Annotated in this window: 14 protein-coding genes; 7 read left to right on the forward strand and 7 right to left on the reverse strand. The window is 67.1% G+C overall.

Going from position 1 to position 15,258, the window contains the following annotated elements; translation table 11 throughout:
- Positions 1-8: 8 nt before the first annotated feature.
- A complete protein-coding gene (locus tag QX094_RS12330; RefSeq protein ID WP_315716817.1) occupies positions 9-419 on the reverse strand; it encodes a YraN family protein in 411 nt (136 codons plus the stop codon).
- Positions 406-1,365, reverse strand: coding sequence for a 16S rRNA (cytidine(1402)-2'-O)-methyltransferase (rsmI, locus tag QX094_RS12335; RefSeq protein WP_315716818.1), 960 nt, complete (start codon positions 1,363-1,365; stop codon positions 406-408). The genes QX094_RS12330 and rsmI overlap by 14 nt, the downstream gene beginning before the upstream one ends.
- A gap of 300 nt (positions 1,366-1,665) precedes the next feature.
- Here rsmI and QX094_RS12340 point away from each other — a divergent pair, with 300 nt between their 5' ends.
- A complete protein-coding gene (locus tag QX094_RS12340; protein ID WP_316170007.1) occupies positions 1,666-2,874 on the forward strand; it encodes a penicillin-binding protein activator in 1,209 nt (402 codons plus the stop codon).
- A 13-nt stretch (positions 2,875-2,887) separates the two neighbouring features.
- On the opposite strand, the gene hemW is transcribed toward QX094_RS12340, so the two are convergent.
- The 3 genes from hemW to rph are packed head-to-tail and all read right to left on the reverse strand — an operon-like array spanning position 2,888 to position 5,386.
- Positions 2,888-4,045, reverse strand: a complete 1,158-nt coding sequence (hemW, locus tag QX094_RS12345; RefSeq protein ID WP_316173479.1) for a radical SAM family heme chaperone HemW — start codon at positions 4,043-4,045, stop codon at positions 2,888-2,890.
- The gene (gene rdgB / locus QX094_RS12350) at positions 4,032-4,676 is read right to left on the reverse strand and encodes an RdgB/HAM1 family non-canonical purine NTP pyrophosphatase (protein WP_316173481.1); all 645 of its coding nucleotides are present in this window, start codon (positions 4,674-4,676) and stop codon (positions 4,032-4,034) included. The genes hemW and rdgB overlap by 14 nt, the downstream gene beginning before the upstream one ends.
- Positions 4,673-5,386: a ribonuclease PH gene (rph, locus tag QX094_RS12355; protein WP_315716822.1), complete on the reverse strand. Its 714-nt coding sequence runs from the start codon at positions 5,384-5,386 to the stop codon at positions 4,673-4,675. Before rph ends, rdgB begins: the two co-directional genes overlap by 4 nt.
- A 164-nt stretch (positions 5,387-5,550) precedes the next feature.
- Between rph and hrcA the strand changes: the two genes are divergently transcribed.
- Both hrcA and grpE read left to right on the forward strand, forming a co-directional pair.
- Positions 5,551-6,639, forward strand: coding sequence for a heat-inducible transcriptional repressor HrcA (hrcA, locus tag QX094_RS12360; protein WP_316173482.1), 1,089 nt, complete (start codon positions 5,551-5,553; stop codon positions 6,637-6,639).
- Positions 6,640-6,770: 131 nt separating this feature from the next.
- Positions 6,771-7,391, forward strand: a complete 621-nt coding sequence (gene grpE, locus QX094_RS12365; protein ID WP_315716824.1) for a nucleotide exchange factor GrpE — start codon at positions 6,771-6,773, stop codon at positions 7,389-7,391.
- 155 nt (positions 7,392-7,546) lie between these two features.
- On the opposite strand, the gene QX094_RS12370 is transcribed toward grpE, so the two are convergent.
- The gene (locus tag QX094_RS12370) at positions 7,547-8,482 is read right to left on the reverse strand and encodes a hypothetical protein (protein WP_315716825.1); all 936 of its coding nucleotides are present in this window, start codon (positions 8,480-8,482) and stop codon (positions 7,547-7,549) included.
- A 208-nt stretch (positions 8,483-8,690) separates the two neighbouring features.
- Entirely contained in the window at positions 8,691-10,199 is a 1,509-nt protein-coding gene (locus tag QX094_RS12375) for a hypothetical protein (protein WP_316173484.1), read from the reverse strand.
- A gap of 420 nt (positions 10,200-10,619) precedes the next feature.
- Here QX094_RS12375 and dnaK point away from each other — a divergent pair, with 420 nt between their 5' ends.
- The 4 genes from dnaK (at position 10,620) to QX094_RS12395 (ending at position 15,254) form a co-directional block, all read left to right on the forward strand.
- Positions 10,620-12,515 carry a molecular chaperone DnaK gene (gene dnaK, locus QX094_RS12380; protein ID WP_315716827.1) on the forward strand — a complete coding sequence of 632 codons (1,896 nt, stop codon included), beginning with the start codon at positions 10,620-10,622 and terminating at the stop codon, positions 12,513-12,515.
- Between the two features lie 145 nt (positions 12,516-12,660).
- A complete protein-coding gene (gene dnaJ / locus QX094_RS12385; RefSeq protein ID WP_316173486.1) occupies positions 12,661-13,791 on the forward strand; it encodes a molecular chaperone DnaJ in 1,131 nt (376 codons plus the stop codon).
- 236 nt (positions 13,792-14,027) lie between these two features.
- Positions 14,028-14,630, forward strand: a complete 603-nt coding sequence (locus QX094_RS12390; protein WP_315716829.1) for a class I SAM-dependent methyltransferase — start codon at positions 14,028-14,030, stop codon at positions 14,628-14,630.
- Between the two features lie 45 nt (positions 14,631-14,675).
- Positions 14,676-15,254: an NAD(P)H-dependent oxidoreductase gene (locus QX094_RS12395; protein ID WP_315825824.1), complete on the forward strand. Its 579-nt coding sequence runs from the start codon at positions 14,676-14,678 to the stop codon at positions 15,252-15,254.
- Positions 15,255-15,258: the final 4 nt, after the last annotated feature.

Genomic DNA, 15,258 nt, shown 5'->3' on the forward strand with positions numbered 1-15,258 from the left:
AGTTCATGTCAGGTGCTGGCGTCGAACGCCGCTACCAGATGGCGCGGCAGGCTGCGCGGCGCAACCAGAATCGCGTCGAAGCGCAGCTCCAATTCGGCATGGTCGGGATGCGCCATCAACCAGGCCTGCGCGGCATCGATGATGCGCTGCTGCTGGCGCGGCGTCACCGCATAGGCGGCATCGTCGAGCGAGGCACGCGCCTTGACCTCGACGAAGGCAACCAGGCCGCGCCTGCGCGCGATGATGTCGATCTCGCCTTGGGGCGTGCGGAAGCGTTTGGCGAGGATGCGATAGCCCTTGGCGATCAGCAGCGCTGCGGCGCGGGCTTCCGCCGATAATCCGGTGCGGAAGGCGGCGACGCGTTCGGGTGCCGCCGTCTTCGCCGGCTTGTCAGGGGAGACGCGCTCAGTCTTCGCCATCGGCCGACCCTGACCGCGCGTCCTTCACCAGCTCGAGCGCGCGCGCATAGACTTCGCGGCGCGGCCGGCCGGACAGCTCGACGGCATGCATCACGGCATCCTTGACGCTCGATCGCTGCAGCAGATCCTTCAACACGGCGTCGAGCGCATCCGGCGTCAGCACCCCGGCGCCGCGCGGCGGCGGACCGATCACCAGCACGAACTCGCCGCGCGTTTCGAGATCGCCGGCCTCCGCAGCGAGATCGCCGATGGCGCCGCGCAGCACCTCCTCGTGCAGCTTGGTGAGCTCGCGGCAGATCGCGGCCTGACGTCCCGCCATGGCATCGGCGAGGTCGGCCAGCGTCTCCTGCACCCGGTTGCCGGCTTCGAACAGCACCAGCGTCGCGTCGATCCGCGCGAGCTCGGACAGCCGCGTACGCCGCGCCTGCTGCCTGGCCGGCAGGAACCCCTCGAAGAAGAAGCGGTCGGTCGGAAGCGCGGCCACGCTGAGCGCCGCGAGCACGGCGGAAGGTCCCGGCAGCGCGGTGACAACATGCCCGGCCTCACACGCCTCGCGCACCAGCTTGTAGCCGGGATCGGAGATCAGCGGCGTGCCGGCGTCGGACACCAGCGCGATGGCCGCGCCTTCGGCGAGGCGCTGCAGGATCCTGGGTCTGACGGCTTCGGCATTGTGCTCATGATAGGCTGCGAGTTCCGCGCTGAGGCCGTAGCGCTCGGTCAGGCGCCGGGTGATTCGCGTGTCCTCGCACAAGATGAGGTCGGCGCCGGCCAGGGTTTCCAGCGCGCGCAGCGTGATGTCGCCGAGATTGCCGATCGGGGTCGCCACCAGATGCAATCCAGGCCGCGCCTTGGGCGCCGCAACGATCTGCCCCGCCACCAGATAGGTCGACGTGGTGGAAGATTTGCCGTCATCCGGCGACGTCTTGGGGATTGCCTTCGCGCCCATCGAGGTAATTTAAAGGGCCTGCCGCGGGATTGCCACAGGGGAACAGCCGCGCAGCGATTTTGAAGTGCCGATCGGCACGGGGGGGCCGTTCATCGCAGCTTCAAGTTCGAAGCTGCACCTCGATGAGGGTGTGTACGAGCAGGGGATAGGCCGTGCAAAACGTCGAATTGATCGGCTGTGTGGCGCTGACAGCCTTTTGTTTTGCTTAACTATTCGTCGACAATATGAGTGAATCTGCACGGCCTGCGGGACGTGCGTTTGGGGAACTTCTGGCCGGACTCGGCCGAACGAAGAGATGCCATGGTGGGCCCGCGTCATCCCAACTCTCTCGGTCCGGGACCCCATGGGGTCGCCCGGCGAACGGCGCTGGGCCTGATCGTCGGCGCGCCGCTGCTGTCGGCGTGCTCCAACGTCCAGCAGGGCTTCAATCCGTTCGAGCAGCCGACCGCGCCGGCGGGACCGCCGCAGCAACCGGCGGTGGCCGGCAACGGCCAGGTCAAGGTCGGGCTGATTCTGCCGCTGTCGGCGTCGGGCAATGCCGGCGTCGCCGCGCAATCGATGAAGAACGCCGCCGAGATGGCGCTGGCCGAGTTTCAGAACCCCAACATCCAGCTCCTGATCAAGGACGACGCCGGCAGCCCGCAAGGGGCGCAGCAGGGCGCGCAGCAGGCCTGCGACGAAGGCGCCGAGATCATTCTCGGCCCCCTGTTCGCGGGCTCAGTGCCGGCGACGGCTCAGGTGGCGCGCGCGCGCAACATCTCGGTCATCGCCTTTTCGACCGATTCGAGTGTGGCGGGGCGCGGCGTCTATCTGCTCAGCTTCCTGCCGGAGTCCGATGCCAGCCGCATCGTCGAATATTCCGCCAGCGTCGGCAAACGCTCGTTCGCGGCGCTGCTGCCCGACAATGCCTACGGCACCGTCGTCGAGGGGGCGTTCAAGACCGCGGTCAGCCGCCGCGGCGGACGCATCGTGGCATTCGAGAAATATTCCGGCGACCGCAACGGGCCTGCGCGCACGGTGGCGCAGGCGCTCGGCGGCGCCGATGCGCTGCTGCTGGCCGATGACGGCGAATCGGTCGCGGCGACGGCCGATGCGCTGACCGCTGCCGGCGCCAATCTGCGCAACATCCAGTTGCTCGGCACAGGGCTGTGGGACAATCCGCGCGTCTATGCCAGCGCCAGCCTGCAGGGCGGCCTCTATGCCGCGCCGGATCCCTCCGGCTTCCGCGCCTTTGCCGGCCGCTACCGGACGCGATTCGGCGGCGATCCCGTACGTACGGCGACCCTCGCCTATGATGCGGTGGCGCTCGTGGCCGCGTTGGCGCGCACCCAGGGCAACCAGCGTTTCGCGCCCGATGTCCTGACCAATGCATCCGGCTTCGCCGGCATCGACGGGCTGTTCCGGTTCCGCAGCGACGGCACCAATGAGCGCGGGCTTGCGGTGATGCGCGTCGGTTCGGGTGGCGGACAGGCGGTCGCCGGCGCGCCGAAGAGTTTCAGCGCGACGTGAGTCGCAGCACTTCTCAGGCGGCGAGGTCGGCGACGACCGCGTCGAGCACCGGAAAGCCGTCCTGGGTCACGCGCAGCCGCCCGTCCGGATCGACCGCGATCGCGCCCTCCTCGCGCAGCAGCGCGATGCGGCGCGGATCGAGCGTGCGGCCGGAGATCCTTGCGTAGCGCTGCGGGTCGATGCCCTCGGCCAGTCGCAGCCCCATCAGCAGGAATTCGTCGGCGCGCTCCTCGCGGTTGAGCTCGTCGTCGGTCATCACACCATGACCGTTGGACTCGACCCGCATCAGCCAGGCCTCCGGCCGCTTGTCGGTCGCGGTCGCGTGCCTGATGCCGCCGATGTCGAGGCGGCCATGGGCGCCCGGGCCGATGCCGGCATATTCGTGGCCGCGCCAGTAGACGAGGTTGTGCCGGCACTCCGCGCCGGGCCGGGCGTGATTGGAAATCTCATAGGCCGGCAGTCCGTGACGGCCACAGATCTCCTGCGTGACGTCGTACAAGGTGCGCGCCAGGCCTTCGTCCGGCGTCTTCAGCTTGCCCGCGGCGTGCAGGCCGAAGAACGGCGTGCCTTCCTCGATGGTCAGTTGATACAGCGACAAATGCTCAGCCGCCTCGCCGATCGCCCGCGTCAGCTCCTCGGTCCACATCGCCGGCGTCTGGTCGGGCCGCGCGTAGATCAGATCGAACGAATAGCGCTCGAATGCATGGCGCGCGATCGCGACCGCCTTCATCGCCTCCTCGGCGGTGTGCAGGCGGCCGAGCATCTTGAGCGACGCATCGTCCATCGCCTGGACGCCGAGCGAGACCCGGTTGACGCCGGCGGCGCGATAGCCGGCAAAGCGGGTCGCCTCGACGCTGGTCGGGTTGGCTTCGAGCGACACCTCGACATCGCCAGCGACGTGCCAGTGCCGGCCGATCGCGTCGAGAATGGCGCCGACCGTCTGCGGCTGCATCAGCGACGGGGTGCCGCCGCCGAGAAAGATCGACGTGACGGTGCGCGGCCCAATGCGGGCGGCCGTGGTCGCGATCTCCTGCGCAAAGGCGCGGGCGAAGCGGTCCTGATCGATGGCGGCATGCCGGACGTGGCTGTTGAAGTCGCAATACGGACATTTCGACAGGCAGAACGGCCAGTGCACATAGACGCCGAACGCTTCGCTGTCAGCGCTGCTCAAGACAGATCTCCGCGAGTTTCACGAAGGCGCGCGCCCGGTGCGACAGGCCGAGCCCGAGCGGCGGCAGGCCATGTTTCTCGATGCTGGTCATCTCGCCGAAGGTCCGGTCGTGGCCCTCTGGCAGGAACATCGGGTCGTAGCCGAAGCCCGCCGTGCCACGCGGCGGCCAGACCAGGGTGCCGTCGACCCGCGCCTCGACCTCCTCGACGTGACCGTCCGGCCACGCCACGCACAGCGCCGAGACGAAATGGGCGCTGCGCTTGTCGGCACCAGTCGCGCCCCGCTCCTGCAGGAGGCGCTCGATGCGCGTCATCGCGCCGCCGAAATCCTTGTCCGGTCCGGCCCAGCGCGCCGAATAGATCCCCGGCGCCCCATCGAGCGCATGAACCACGATGCCGGAATCGTCGGCAAAGGCAGGAAGCTGCGCGGCTCTGGCCGCGGCGACCGCCTTGATGCGGGCGTTGGCCTGGAAGGTCTCGCCGGTCTCGTCCGGCTCGTCCAGGCCGAGATCGCCGGCCGACACCGCCTCGACGCCATGGGGGGCGAGCAGCTCGCGCATCTCGGCAAGCTTGCCGGGATTGTGGGTCGCAATGATGATGCGACCGGTGAGCTTGCGGTGCGGGCTGTTCACGCGACCGCCATCTTCTGCAGGTCGACCAGCCGCGCGACGCCCTTGCGGGCGAGCGCCATCAGCGCCAGGAATTCGGCCTCGGTGAACGGCGTCTTCTCCGCCGTGCCCTGCACCTCGATGATGCGGCCGTCGCCGGTCATGACGAAATTGGCGTCGGTCTCGGCCTCGGAGTCCTCGGCGTAGTCGAGATCCAGCACCGGCGTGCCGTTGTAGATGCCGCAGGAGATTGCGGCGACGTTGGCGCGCAGCACCTCGGTCTTGATCATGTTGCGCGATTTCATCCACTTGATGCAGTCGGCCAGCGCCACCCAGGCGCCGGTGATCGACGCCGTGCGCGTGCCGCCATCGGCCTGCAGCACGTCGCAATCGACCGTGATCTGGCGCTCGCCGAGCGCTTCCAGGTCGATCGCGGTGCGCAGCGAGCGGCCGATCAGGCGCTGGATCTCGACGGTGCGGCCGGTCTGCTTGCCTGCGGAGGCCTCGCGCCGGGTCCGTTCCAGCGTGGCGCGCGGCAGCATGCCGTATTCGGCGGTGATCCAGCCGCGTCCCTGGCCCTTGAGCCAGGGCGGCAGCCGGTCCTCGAGCGTGGCGGTGACCAGGACATGGGTGTCGCCGAACTTCACCAAGCAGGAGCCCTCGGCGTATTTGACGACGCCGCGTTCCAGGCTCACGGCCCGCAGTTCATCCGGTGCACGGCGGCTCGGCCGCATGATTCTCTCCGTGAAAGCGCGCGAAAGACCGACTTTGACGGGCCTTGTAGGAGCCGGGACAGGCAGCGGCAAGGGTTTATCATGGCTTCGCCCGCGAGCGCCGACCGGCTTGCCACCGAGCCGCCGCATGGACACATTATAGGCAGCTGGGAGGAGTTCATCTGGTGGCCCACCACGATCCGATCAACCTGATGACACCGCCGGCCGGTCTGGCGCACCTGAACGAGCGCTCGCGCGAGATCTTCCGGCAGATCGTCGAAAGCTATCTGGCGACCGGCGAACCGGTCGGCTCGCGCAACATTTCGCGGCTGATCGCGGTTCCGCTGTCGCCGGCCTCGGTGCGCAACGTCATGGCCGATCTCGAGCAGCTCGGCCTGATCTACGCGCCGCACACCTCGGCCGGCCGGCTGCCGACCGAGGCTGGCCTGCGCTTCTTCGTCGACGCCCTGATGCAGGTCGGCGACATGACGGAGGCCGAGCGGCAGTCGATCCAGAGCCAGCTCGCGGCCGTCGGCCGGGCGCAGTCGGTCGAAGCGGCGCTGGATGAAGCGCTGACCCGGCTGTCGGGTCTGACCCGTGCCGCTGCCGTGGTTCTCACCGCCAAATCCAACACCCGGCTGAAGCACATCGAGTTCGTCAGGCTCGAGCCCGAGCGCGCGCTCGTCGTTCTGGTCGGCGAGGACGGACAGGTCGAGAATCGGGTCCTGACCCTGCCGCCGGGCGTGCCGTCTTCGGCGCTGACCGAGGCGTCCAATTTCCTCAATGCCCGCATCAGAGGACGGACGCTGGCGGAAGCGCGGCTCGAGCTCGAGACCGCGCTGGCGCATGACCGTGCCGAGCTCGATCAGTTGACGCAGAAGGTGATCGCCGCCGGAGTCGCGAGCTGGTCCGGAGGGGACAGCGACGAGCGGCAGCTCATCGTGCGCGGCCACGCCAACCTGCTCGAGGATTTGCATGCGCTCGAAGATCTCGAGCGTGTCCGGCGGCTGTTCGACGATCTCGAGACCAAGCGCGGCGTCGTCGATCTGCTCGGACGGGCGGAGAGCGCGGAAGGTGTCCGCATCTTCATCGGCTCGGAGAACAAGCTGTTCTCGCTGTCGGGCTCGTCGACGATCGTGTCGCCCTATTCCGACGCCACGGGCCGCATCGTCGGCGTGCTCGGCGTCATCGGTCCGACCCGGCTCAACTATGCCCGGGTGATTCCGACGGTCGATTATGCCGCGCGTCTGGTCAGCCGGTTGCTGGGCGGCTGACGCGTGACCTGGTTAACCCGCGGACAGCGCCTTCGGGCGCGATGGTCAGGCTGCGCTTGATTTTCGACGCCCAAAGCACGATATCCCGCCCCATATCCCCAAACCCGTCAGCCGAACTTGCGAGTCTGTCCATGACCGATCCCGACCTGCATAAGAATGATCCGGAAAACCCGGCGCAGGCCAGCGAACCCGTCGTCTCCAAGCCCTACATCATGCCCGATGATCCTGAGGCCGGCTCGGCCGAGGCGCTTGCCAAGGAGGCGGCCGACGCGCGCGACAAGATGCTGCGCACGCTGGCGGAAATGGAGAACCTGCGCAAGCGGACGGCCCGTGAAGTCGCCGATGCGCGCATGTACGGCATCACCGGCTTCGCGCGCGACGTGCTCGACATCGCCGACAATCTGCAGCGCGCGCTCGATGCCGTGCCGGCCGAGACACGCGCCAATGCCGATGCGGGCCTGAAGTCGTTGATCGAGGGCGTTGAGCTCACCGAGCGCTCGCTGCTCAACACGCTGGAGAAGAACGGCGTCAAGAAGTTCGATCCGACGGGACAGAAGTTCGACCCCAACTTCCAGCAGGCGATGTACGAGGTCCCGGATCCGTCGGTGCCGTCCGGTACCGTGGTGCAGGTCGTGCAGGCCGGCTTCATGATCGGCGAGCGCGTGCTGCGTCCCGCGCTGGTCGGCGTGTCCAAGGGTGGCGCGAAGGCGGCGCCGGCGGCGAGCAACGATCAGTCGAACAGCGCCGCCTGACGGCGAGCATAGGCAGGCGTCCTGCTGCCGTCCTGTCGATCGAACGAACAAGCCACGGGCAACGATGCCCGTGGCTTCTTGTTTGTCGGCCAACTTTGTAGTCCGTCTCACGGCGAGCGGCCGACGTGATCACGACGTCCGATGCCGGACTGGTCTCAGCCTCTCGGCTGGATGCCGTCGCGGACGGCGCGGAAGCGCGGGAAGGCCGCCGACCACTGGTCGCGCGGCGCGCTGCCGATGATCCGCAACGTGTTCGGCCCGCCGAAGCGCAGCCACTGCACCACCGTCACCGGCGTATTGTCCTTGCCGCTGGTGGCGTCGATCCGGGTCTCATAGGCCGGCTGGCCGTCGATGCGGATCGGCTCGGACATCGTGATGCGCGCTTCGCGGACGCCCGGAATGGTGGTGGCCGCCTGCTGCGCGACGCGCGCGCGGTCGCCTGCCTCCGGGGCGACGCCGGCCACCAGCCCGATCACCACGAAGGGCGCGGCCTCGAAGCCCTTGTCCTCTTCGCCATCGGCCAGGATCAGGGCGCCCGGCCCGAGCGTGCGGATGGTCTTGAACCCGGAGAGGTCGGTGACCTTGAACGGCATCATCGCGAGCTGCTCGTCGACCGGAACGTCCTTGCGGACGACGGCGGAGGCGAACATCTGGCGCACGGCATCGTCGGTATAGATCCGGCTCGCGGTCTCCGGGATCTGCACGGCCACGTAGCCGGAGAAGCCGTTGCCGGGCAGGATCATCGAGTAGCGCCGCACTGGCGTGGCGCCATCCCGGCCGTTCTCCACCGTGTAGTAGGCGGTGCCGGCAGCGGTCTCGATGCTCTCCGGCTTGACGCTGCCGGTCCCGGCGGGATTGGCGGTAAACGCATTCTTCACCTCGCCATAGGCGGCCGCCGGCAGTTCGGTCAGCAGCACCTTGACGCTCTGGTCCTCGGTTTCGAAGCCGGAGAACGTCTTGGCCTTGGCGAGTCCCACCAGGGGCGCGAGCCCGATGCGGACGCCGGGCGGAAATATGGCGTCGGCGGCCAATGCGGGGTGCAGCAGCGACATCAGCAGGGTGGCCGCGGCGAAAAATCGAACGATCATCATCAACATTGCCTCGTTGACCGAGGCCTCGTGCCGAGGCGGTCGGGATCCTCGCCAGCGTGGTCTTCGGCGGGCACGCTTTTAGCGGCTTTGCGCCCCCCGCAACAGGCCGGGCGCGCGGTTTTGATCGCCTGCGGCGATTGGCGGGACCCCGCGGGGGCCCATTTCGCGGATATTTCGCCTCGAAAGGCGGATTCAGGATGGTCCAGCGCTAGCTGCGTTTCAGGATTTCGACGCCGTCGACGGTCTGTACCAGCACATAGGGCTCGAGCAGAGCCCTGAGTTCGGGGTCGGAACGCGCCCAATCGCCCCAGTCGCTGTTCTGATTGTCGATCAGGACGACGTCGGGCGGCTGTTTCCGGAAGTCGGCGACGATCCCGGCGCGTTCGCGTTCCACGTAGGGCGCGAGCCTCTGCGCCGTCTGTGAATCGATGGTTCCGTCCTGTTGCGAGCGGCGAACGATTTCCCGAACCCAGAACGCCTCCTGGCGCGAGATCCAGGTGCCATCAAGGGTCCGCACCATGGGGTGGCCGATGACCGCAGCCGCGCTGAGCACCAGCATGCTCGGGTGCGGACCGAGCCGCGCCACCTGGGCTTCGATCTGCCGGACGTCGACGCTGCCATTGAACCAGAAGCAGGTCTGCACGAACAGCACGGCGCCGGCGAGAGCGGTGGCGGCACGCGGCCAGCGTCGCGCGTCGCGGCTGCTGTCGATCGCCGACACCGCAAGGCCGGCGGCCAGCAGCGCCAGCGCGACCATGGGGTAGGCGTGATAGCCCCAGCCTTTCTGCTGCGCGACGAACGACACCAGGAAGCCGAGCGATCCGGCCAGCGTGGTGAAGGACGCCGCGTCGCGCTCGTATTGCCGGCGCTGCAGGAGGAGGACGATGATTGCCGCGGCGAGCCACAGGCCCATCGGCAGAGTGACGAGGATGGTCGGTACGGGCGCCTTCAGAAGCAGATAGACGTCGCGGACCAGCGGATAGATGACCGTGAAATATTCGGGAAAGAACAGGTAGATGCACGCCGCGTTGAGCAGCACCAGGGCCGCGGCGATCCAGTTCTCCAGCGCGAACAGCACGCGCCAGTCGCGCGCCTGCGCGGCGGCGGCGAGAATGCAGAAGCCGACGCTGAAGGCGAAATAGGGCTTGAAGCTCATCGTGAGGCCGGCGCTGAGCCCGGCGATGAGGATGGCCGCCGGGGCTACCCGCTCGCCCTCGGCGCGCAGGATATACACCGCGATCGCCGGCAATATCGTGATCAGGGCCAGATGTTCCCGCTGGCCGAAATCATACATCGGCGCGATCAGAAGCAGGGCGGTCGTCCACGCCGCCAGCCGGCCGTCCGCGAGCCGATGGCGCAGGGCCGATGTCCGCAGCACCAGCCACACCAGCGTCAGGGATGCTGCGGTCAGTGCGAAGATCAGGATATTCGTCGCCAGCTCGGGCCTGAGATGGATCGCACGCGCCAGTGCGACCGCCAGAAGATAGACCGATCCCGCCATGGGCGGATTCGTCTCGAGGATGTCGACGTAGAGTCGCTGGCCATCGAGCATGCGCTCGCTGACGAGGAGCCACCAGCTGACGTCGACATTGAGGGGAAGGACGTACCGCAGCCACGCGGCTGCAACCACGATGGCGCAGATCAGCAGTCTCGGGAACGTGGCCTGGCCGGCTTCACGCGCGCGTTGCGGAAAGCCCCAATCGGTGTCGATGACCATGCCTCATTCCCGTCCCAGGAGTGCGGCAGGCTAGGGCCCGTGGGTTAACAACGCATTTCGGTCATTGGGGCAGATCAGCGGTACCGGGTCTGTCGCACTTGCCGGCGATCGCACACCCCGCATTTCGCACCAGCCGTTCGATGTGCCGACAGGTGGACCCGCGGAGTCGCCTCCGGTCCGAGCCGCCGTTCCGCGTCGCCGCCGGGCCCGATGGGCCGCTCTGATGTCTCCATGATGACCTTGGGCGGCGGCCGTGATTTTCGTGGGGTCGAACCCCTGGTCCGGTCCTTGCGGGCCACTCCCCCCCTCCTATATGACGCTCATCGTCGCAATATCGCGAGCATTTGATCTGAGGGGGTTTTGGATGGGGGCGCCGTCAGGGCCCCACCCAACCTGCCGCAAAAAGAAGGATATGAGACCATGGGAAAGGTCATCGGGATCGATCTCGGCACCACGAATTCGTGCGTGGCCGTCATGGACGGCAAATCGTCGAAAGTCATCGAGAACGCCGAGGGCATGCGCACCACGCCGTCGATCGTCGCCTTCAGTGACGACGGCGAACGTCTGGTCGGTCAGCCGGCCAAGCGCCAGGCCGTGACCAACCCCGAGCGCACCTTCTTTGCGGTCAAGCGCCTCATCGGCCGCCGCTACGACGACCCGATGGTCGAGAAGGACAAGAAGCTCGTCCCCTACAAGATCGTCAAGGCCGGCAACGGCGACGCCTGGGTCGAGGCCGACGGCAAGACCTATTCGCCCTCGCAGGTCTCCGCCTTCATCCTGCAGAAGATGAAGGAGACCGCGGAAGCCCATCTCGGCCAGAAGGTCGACCAGGCCGTCATCACCGTCCCCGCCTATTTCAACGACGCCCAGCGTCAGGCCACCAAGGACGCCGGCAAGATCGCGGGCCTCGAGGTTCTGCGCATCATCAACGAGCCGACCGCGGCCGCGCTCGCCTACGGCCTCGACAAGACCAAGGCCGGCACCATCGCCGTGTACGACCTCGGCGGCGGCACCTTCGACGTCTCGATCCTGGAGATCGGCGACGGCGTGTTCGAGGTGAAGTCGACCAATGGCGACACCTTCCTCGGCGGTGAAGACTTCGACATGCGTCTGGTCAGCTACCTCGCCGACGAATTCCAGAAGGAGCAGGGCATCAACCTGCGCAACGACAAGCTCGCTTTGCAGCGCCTCAAGGAAGCTGCCGAGAAGGCCAAGATCGAGCTGTCGTCGACCACCCAGACCGAGATCAACCTGCCCTTCATCACCGCGGACCAGTCCGGTCCGAAGCATCTGACGATGAAGCTGACCCGCGCCAAGTTCGAGGCGCTGGTGGCCGACCTCGTCGAGAAGACCATCGAGCCGTGCCGCAAGGCGCTGAAGGATGCCGGCCTCACCGCTGGCGAGATCGGCGAAGTGGTCCTGGTCGGCGGCATGACCCGCATGCCGAAGATCCAGGAGATGGTGAAGCAGTTCTTCGGCAAGGAGCCGCACAAGGGCGTCAACCCCGACGAGGTGGTGGCGATCGGCGCGGCCATTCAGGCCGGCGTGCTGCAGGGCGACGTCAAGGACGTGCTGCTGCTCGACGTGACCCCGCTGTCCCTGGGCATCGAGACCTTGGGCGGCGTGTTCACCCGCATCATCGACCGCAACACCACGATCCCGACCAAGAAGAGCCAGGTGTTCTCGACCGCCGAGGACAATCAGAACGCGGTCACCATCCGGGTCTTCCAGGGTGAGCGCGAAATGGCGGCCGACAACAAGATGCTCGGCCAGTTCGACCTGATGGGCATTCCGCCGTCCCCGCGCGGCATGCCGCAGATCGAGGTGACGTTCGACATCGACGCCAACGGCATCGTCAACGTGTCGGCCAAGGACAAGGCCACCGGCAAGGAGCAGCAGATCCGCATCCAGGCTTCGGGTGGTCTGTCGGAGGCCGACATCGACAAGATGGTCAAGGACGCCGAGGCCAACGCCGTGGCGGACAAGAAGCGCCGCGAGGCGGTCGACGCCAAGAACCATGCCGACGCGCTGGTGCACTCGACCGAGAAGGCTCTGGCCGAGCATGGCTCGAAGGTCGCCGACACCGAGCGCCGTGCCATCGAGGATGCCGTCAGCGATCTCAAGGAAGCGCTGAAGGGCGACGATGCCGAGGCGATCAAGGCCAAGACCAATACGCTGGCCCAGGCGTCGATGAAGCTCGGCGAGGCCATGTACAAGCAGCAGGCCGAGAGCGATGCGGCCCGCGACGCCGCCAAGGATGACGTGGTCGACGCGGAGTTCACCGAGGTCGACGACGACAAGAAGAAATCTGCTTAACTGAGGCAGAGGTAGTGACCATGACCCCCATGCCAAAGAGCGCTTTCAGCGGCTCGTTGGATGGGGGTCATTTTCATTGACCCGGAACGCGCGCGGCGATCGCGCCAGCCGTTCCTGTTGGGCGAAGTTCGGGCGGGTTTGATTGATGTCCACCAAGCGCTGCTACTACGAGACCCTGGAAGTCGAGCGCAACGCCGACGAGAGCAAACTCAAGGCCGCCTTCCGCAAGCTGGCCATGAAGTGGCATCCGGACAAGAATCCGGGCGATGCCTCCAGCGAAGTGAAATTCAAGGAAATCAACGAGGCCTATGAGGTGCTGCGCGACGCCGACAAGCGCGCCGCCTACGACCGCTATGGCCACGCCGCCTTCGAGCAGGGCGGCATGGGCGGGGCGCACGGCTTCGGCGCCGGCTTCGCCTCCTCGTTCTCCGACATCTTCGAAGACCTGTTCGGCATGGCCGGGCAGCGCCGTGGGGGCACCGGACGCGAGCGCGGCGCCGATCTGCGCTACAACATGGAAATCACCTTGGAAGAGGCGTTCCAGGGCAAGACCGCACAAATCGAAATTCCGGTCTCGGTGACCTGCGAATCCTGCTCCGGCACCGGCGCCAAGGCCGGCACCAAGCCGAAGACCTGCGCGATGTGCGGCGGCGCCGGCCGCGTGCGGCAGGCGCAGGGCTTCTTCACCCTGGAGCGGACCTGCCCCGGCTGTCACGGCCGCGGCCAGATGATCGAGGACCCCTGTCCGTCATGCTCCGGCTCCGGCCGCGTCACCCGTGACCGCACGCTGTCCGTCAACATTCCCCAGGGCGTCGAGGACGGCACCCGCATCCGTCTCGCCGGCGAGGGCGAGGCGGGCCTGCGCGGCGGGCCGCCGGGCGATCTCTACATCTTCCTGTCGTTGACGGCTCACGAGTTCTTCCAGCGCGACGGCGCCGACCTGCACTGCCGGGTGCCGATCTCGATGGTGACCGCGGCGCTCGGCGGCGAGTTCGAGGTGCCCACGATCGACAAGGGCAAGACCAAGGTGAAGATTCCCGCCGGTGCGCAGTCCGGGCGCCGGTTCCGGATCGCGGCCAAGGGCATGCCGGTGCTGCGCTCGCGCCAGACCGGCGACATGTATGTCCAGATCGTTGTCGAGACGCCGCAGAACCTGACCAAGAAGCAGCAGGAATTGCTGGCCGAGTTCGAGAAGTTGTCCTCGGGAGCGACCCAGCCCGAGGCCGCCGGCTTCTTCACCAAGGTCAAGGACTTCTTCGGCAAGGCGGCGAGCTGAGCCGTGAGTGCAGAACCGCGGGGCCTGGTGCTTTCGCTGGATGGCATCGGAATGTCGATTTCGAGCGAATTTGCTGCTCCGCACATGCAAAAAATTATCGAATGCAACTGTAAGAGCGCGGACCCGCCAGCCTTAATCGTACGTTACGGTTCGGCTTGACCGCCCCGCCTGCGCCCTATACGTCTTTGTGACTCTTTTCTGACATCGCCGTGAAGACGGTCCCGTCTGGTACTGAGATGCCCCTGCAAACGTCCGTGCGTGCGTCGAAAAAGCCTCTCCGTCTGGACGACGAAGTGCGCTTCCTCCGCTCATGGATCGAAAAGCCGCTGCACATGGGCGCCGTCATGCCGTCGGGCCGACTGCTGGCCCGCACCATGGCGCAGTACGTCGATCCGCACGGGACAGGACCCGTCATCGAGCTCGGACCGGGCACCGGCGCGATCACCAATGCGCTGGTCGAACATGGCGTCGATCAGAAGCGGCTGGTGCTGGTCGAGTACAATCCGGGTTTCTGCGCCCTGCTGCGCGACCGCTACCCGCAGGCCAAGGTGGTCCAGGGCGACGCCTATCGCCTTCGCGACACGCTCTGGAACGTGCTCGGCGCCCCGGCCTCGGCCGTCGTCTCCGGCCTGCCGCTCGTGACCAAGCCGATGCTGACCCGCATGAAGCTGATCCGCGATGCCTTCGCGGCGATGTCGCCGAATGCGCCGTTCGTGCAGTTCACCTATTCCGTCGTGCCGCCGATTCCGAAGTCGCTGCCCGGCGTTACCACGCAGGCCTCCGAGCGCATCTGGATGAATCTTCCGCCAGCGCGCGTCTGGGTGTATCGCAAGCCCTGACCGGCGGCCGCGATCCTTCGTGGCGGGTCGTTGACCGACCTCACGATGTCCGCGCTGAAGATGCTCATCATCCCCGGTTCGACGCGAGCCGGCTCGCACAACGCGAAGCTCGCCGCGGCCGCCGCCTATCAGTTCGTGCAGGCCGGCGCCGACATCACCCGCATCTCGCTCGCCGACTTCCCGCTGCCGATCTACGACGCCGACCTCGAGGCGCAATCGGGCATTCCGCTTCACGCCGTGAATCTGACGCGCATGATCGGCGTCCATCATGCCGTGCTGCTGGTGACGCCGGAATACAACGCCTCGGTGCCGCCGCTGCTGACCAACGCCATCACCTGGATCTCGCGCGTCGACGAGCCGCCGGGCAGCCGCGGCGCGGTGTTCCGCAACAGGCCGTTTGCGATCGCCGCCGCCTCCGAGAACCGCTTTGGCGGCGTGCGTGCGCTCTCGGCCTTGCGGCTGATGCTGACGGCCTGCAACGCGACGGTGATCCCGAGCCAGCTTGCGCTGGCCTTCGCCGACAAGGCCTACAACGACATGGACCGGCTCAAACTGCCCGCCGACATCACGGCGCTCGACGCGCTGGTGCGGGAGCTGATCGCAACAGCGCAACATACGATGTGAGGTG

The sequence above is a fragment of the Bradyrhizobium sp. SZCCHNS1050 genome, assembly GCF_032484785.1.
Classification (GTDB): Bacteria; Pseudomonadota; Alphaproteobacteria; order Rhizobiales; family Xanthobacteraceae; genus Bradyrhizobium.

What these genes read in the sequence shown, in the direction of transcription:
- rsmI (WP_315716818.1), bottom strand. Translation starts at nt 1,365, where the DNA reads ATGGGCGCGAAGGCAATCCCCAAGACGTCGCCGGATGACGGCAAATCT.
- dnaJ (WP_316173486.1), top strand. Translation starts at nt 12,661, where the DNA reads ATGTCCACCAAGCGCTGCTACTACGAGACCCTGGAAGTCGAGCGCAAC.
- grpE (WP_315716824.1), top strand. Translation starts at nt 6,771, where the DNA reads ATGACCGATCCCGACCTGCATAAGAATGATCCGGAAAACCCGGCGCAG.
- QX094_RS12340 (WP_316170007.1), top strand. Translation starts at nt 1,666, where the DNA reads ATGGTGGGCCCGCGTCATCCCAACTCTCTCGGTCCGGGACCCCATGGG.
- QX094_RS12395 (WP_315825824.1), top strand. Translation starts at nt 14,676, where the DNA reads ATGTCCGCGCTGAAGATGCTCATCATCCCCGGTTCGACGCGAGCCGGC.
- dnaK (WP_315716827.1), top strand. Translation starts at nt 10,620, where the DNA reads ATGGGAAAGGTCATCGGGATCGATCTCGGCACCACGAATTCGTGCGTG.
- QX094_RS12370 (WP_315716825.1), bottom strand. Translation starts at nt 8,482, where the DNA reads ATGATGATCGTTCGATTTTTCGCCGCGGCCACCCTGCTGATGTCGCTG.
- QX094_RS12330 (WP_315716817.1), bottom strand. Translation starts at nt 419, where the DNA reads ATGGCGAAGACTGAGCGCGTCTCCCCTGACAAGCCGGCGAAGACGGCG.
- QX094_RS12375 (WP_316173484.1), bottom strand. Translation starts at nt 10,199, where the DNA reads ATGGTCATCGACACCGATTGGGGCTTTCCGCAACGCGCGCGTGAAGCC.
- QX094_RS12390 (WP_315716829.1), top strand. Translation starts at nt 14,028, where the DNA reads ATGCCCCTGCAAACGTCCGTGCGTGCGTCGAAAAAGCCTCTCCGTCTG.
- rph (WP_315716822.1), bottom strand. Translation starts at nt 5,386, where the DNA reads ATGCGGCCGAGCCGCCGTGCACCGGATGAACTGCGGGCCGTGAGCCTG.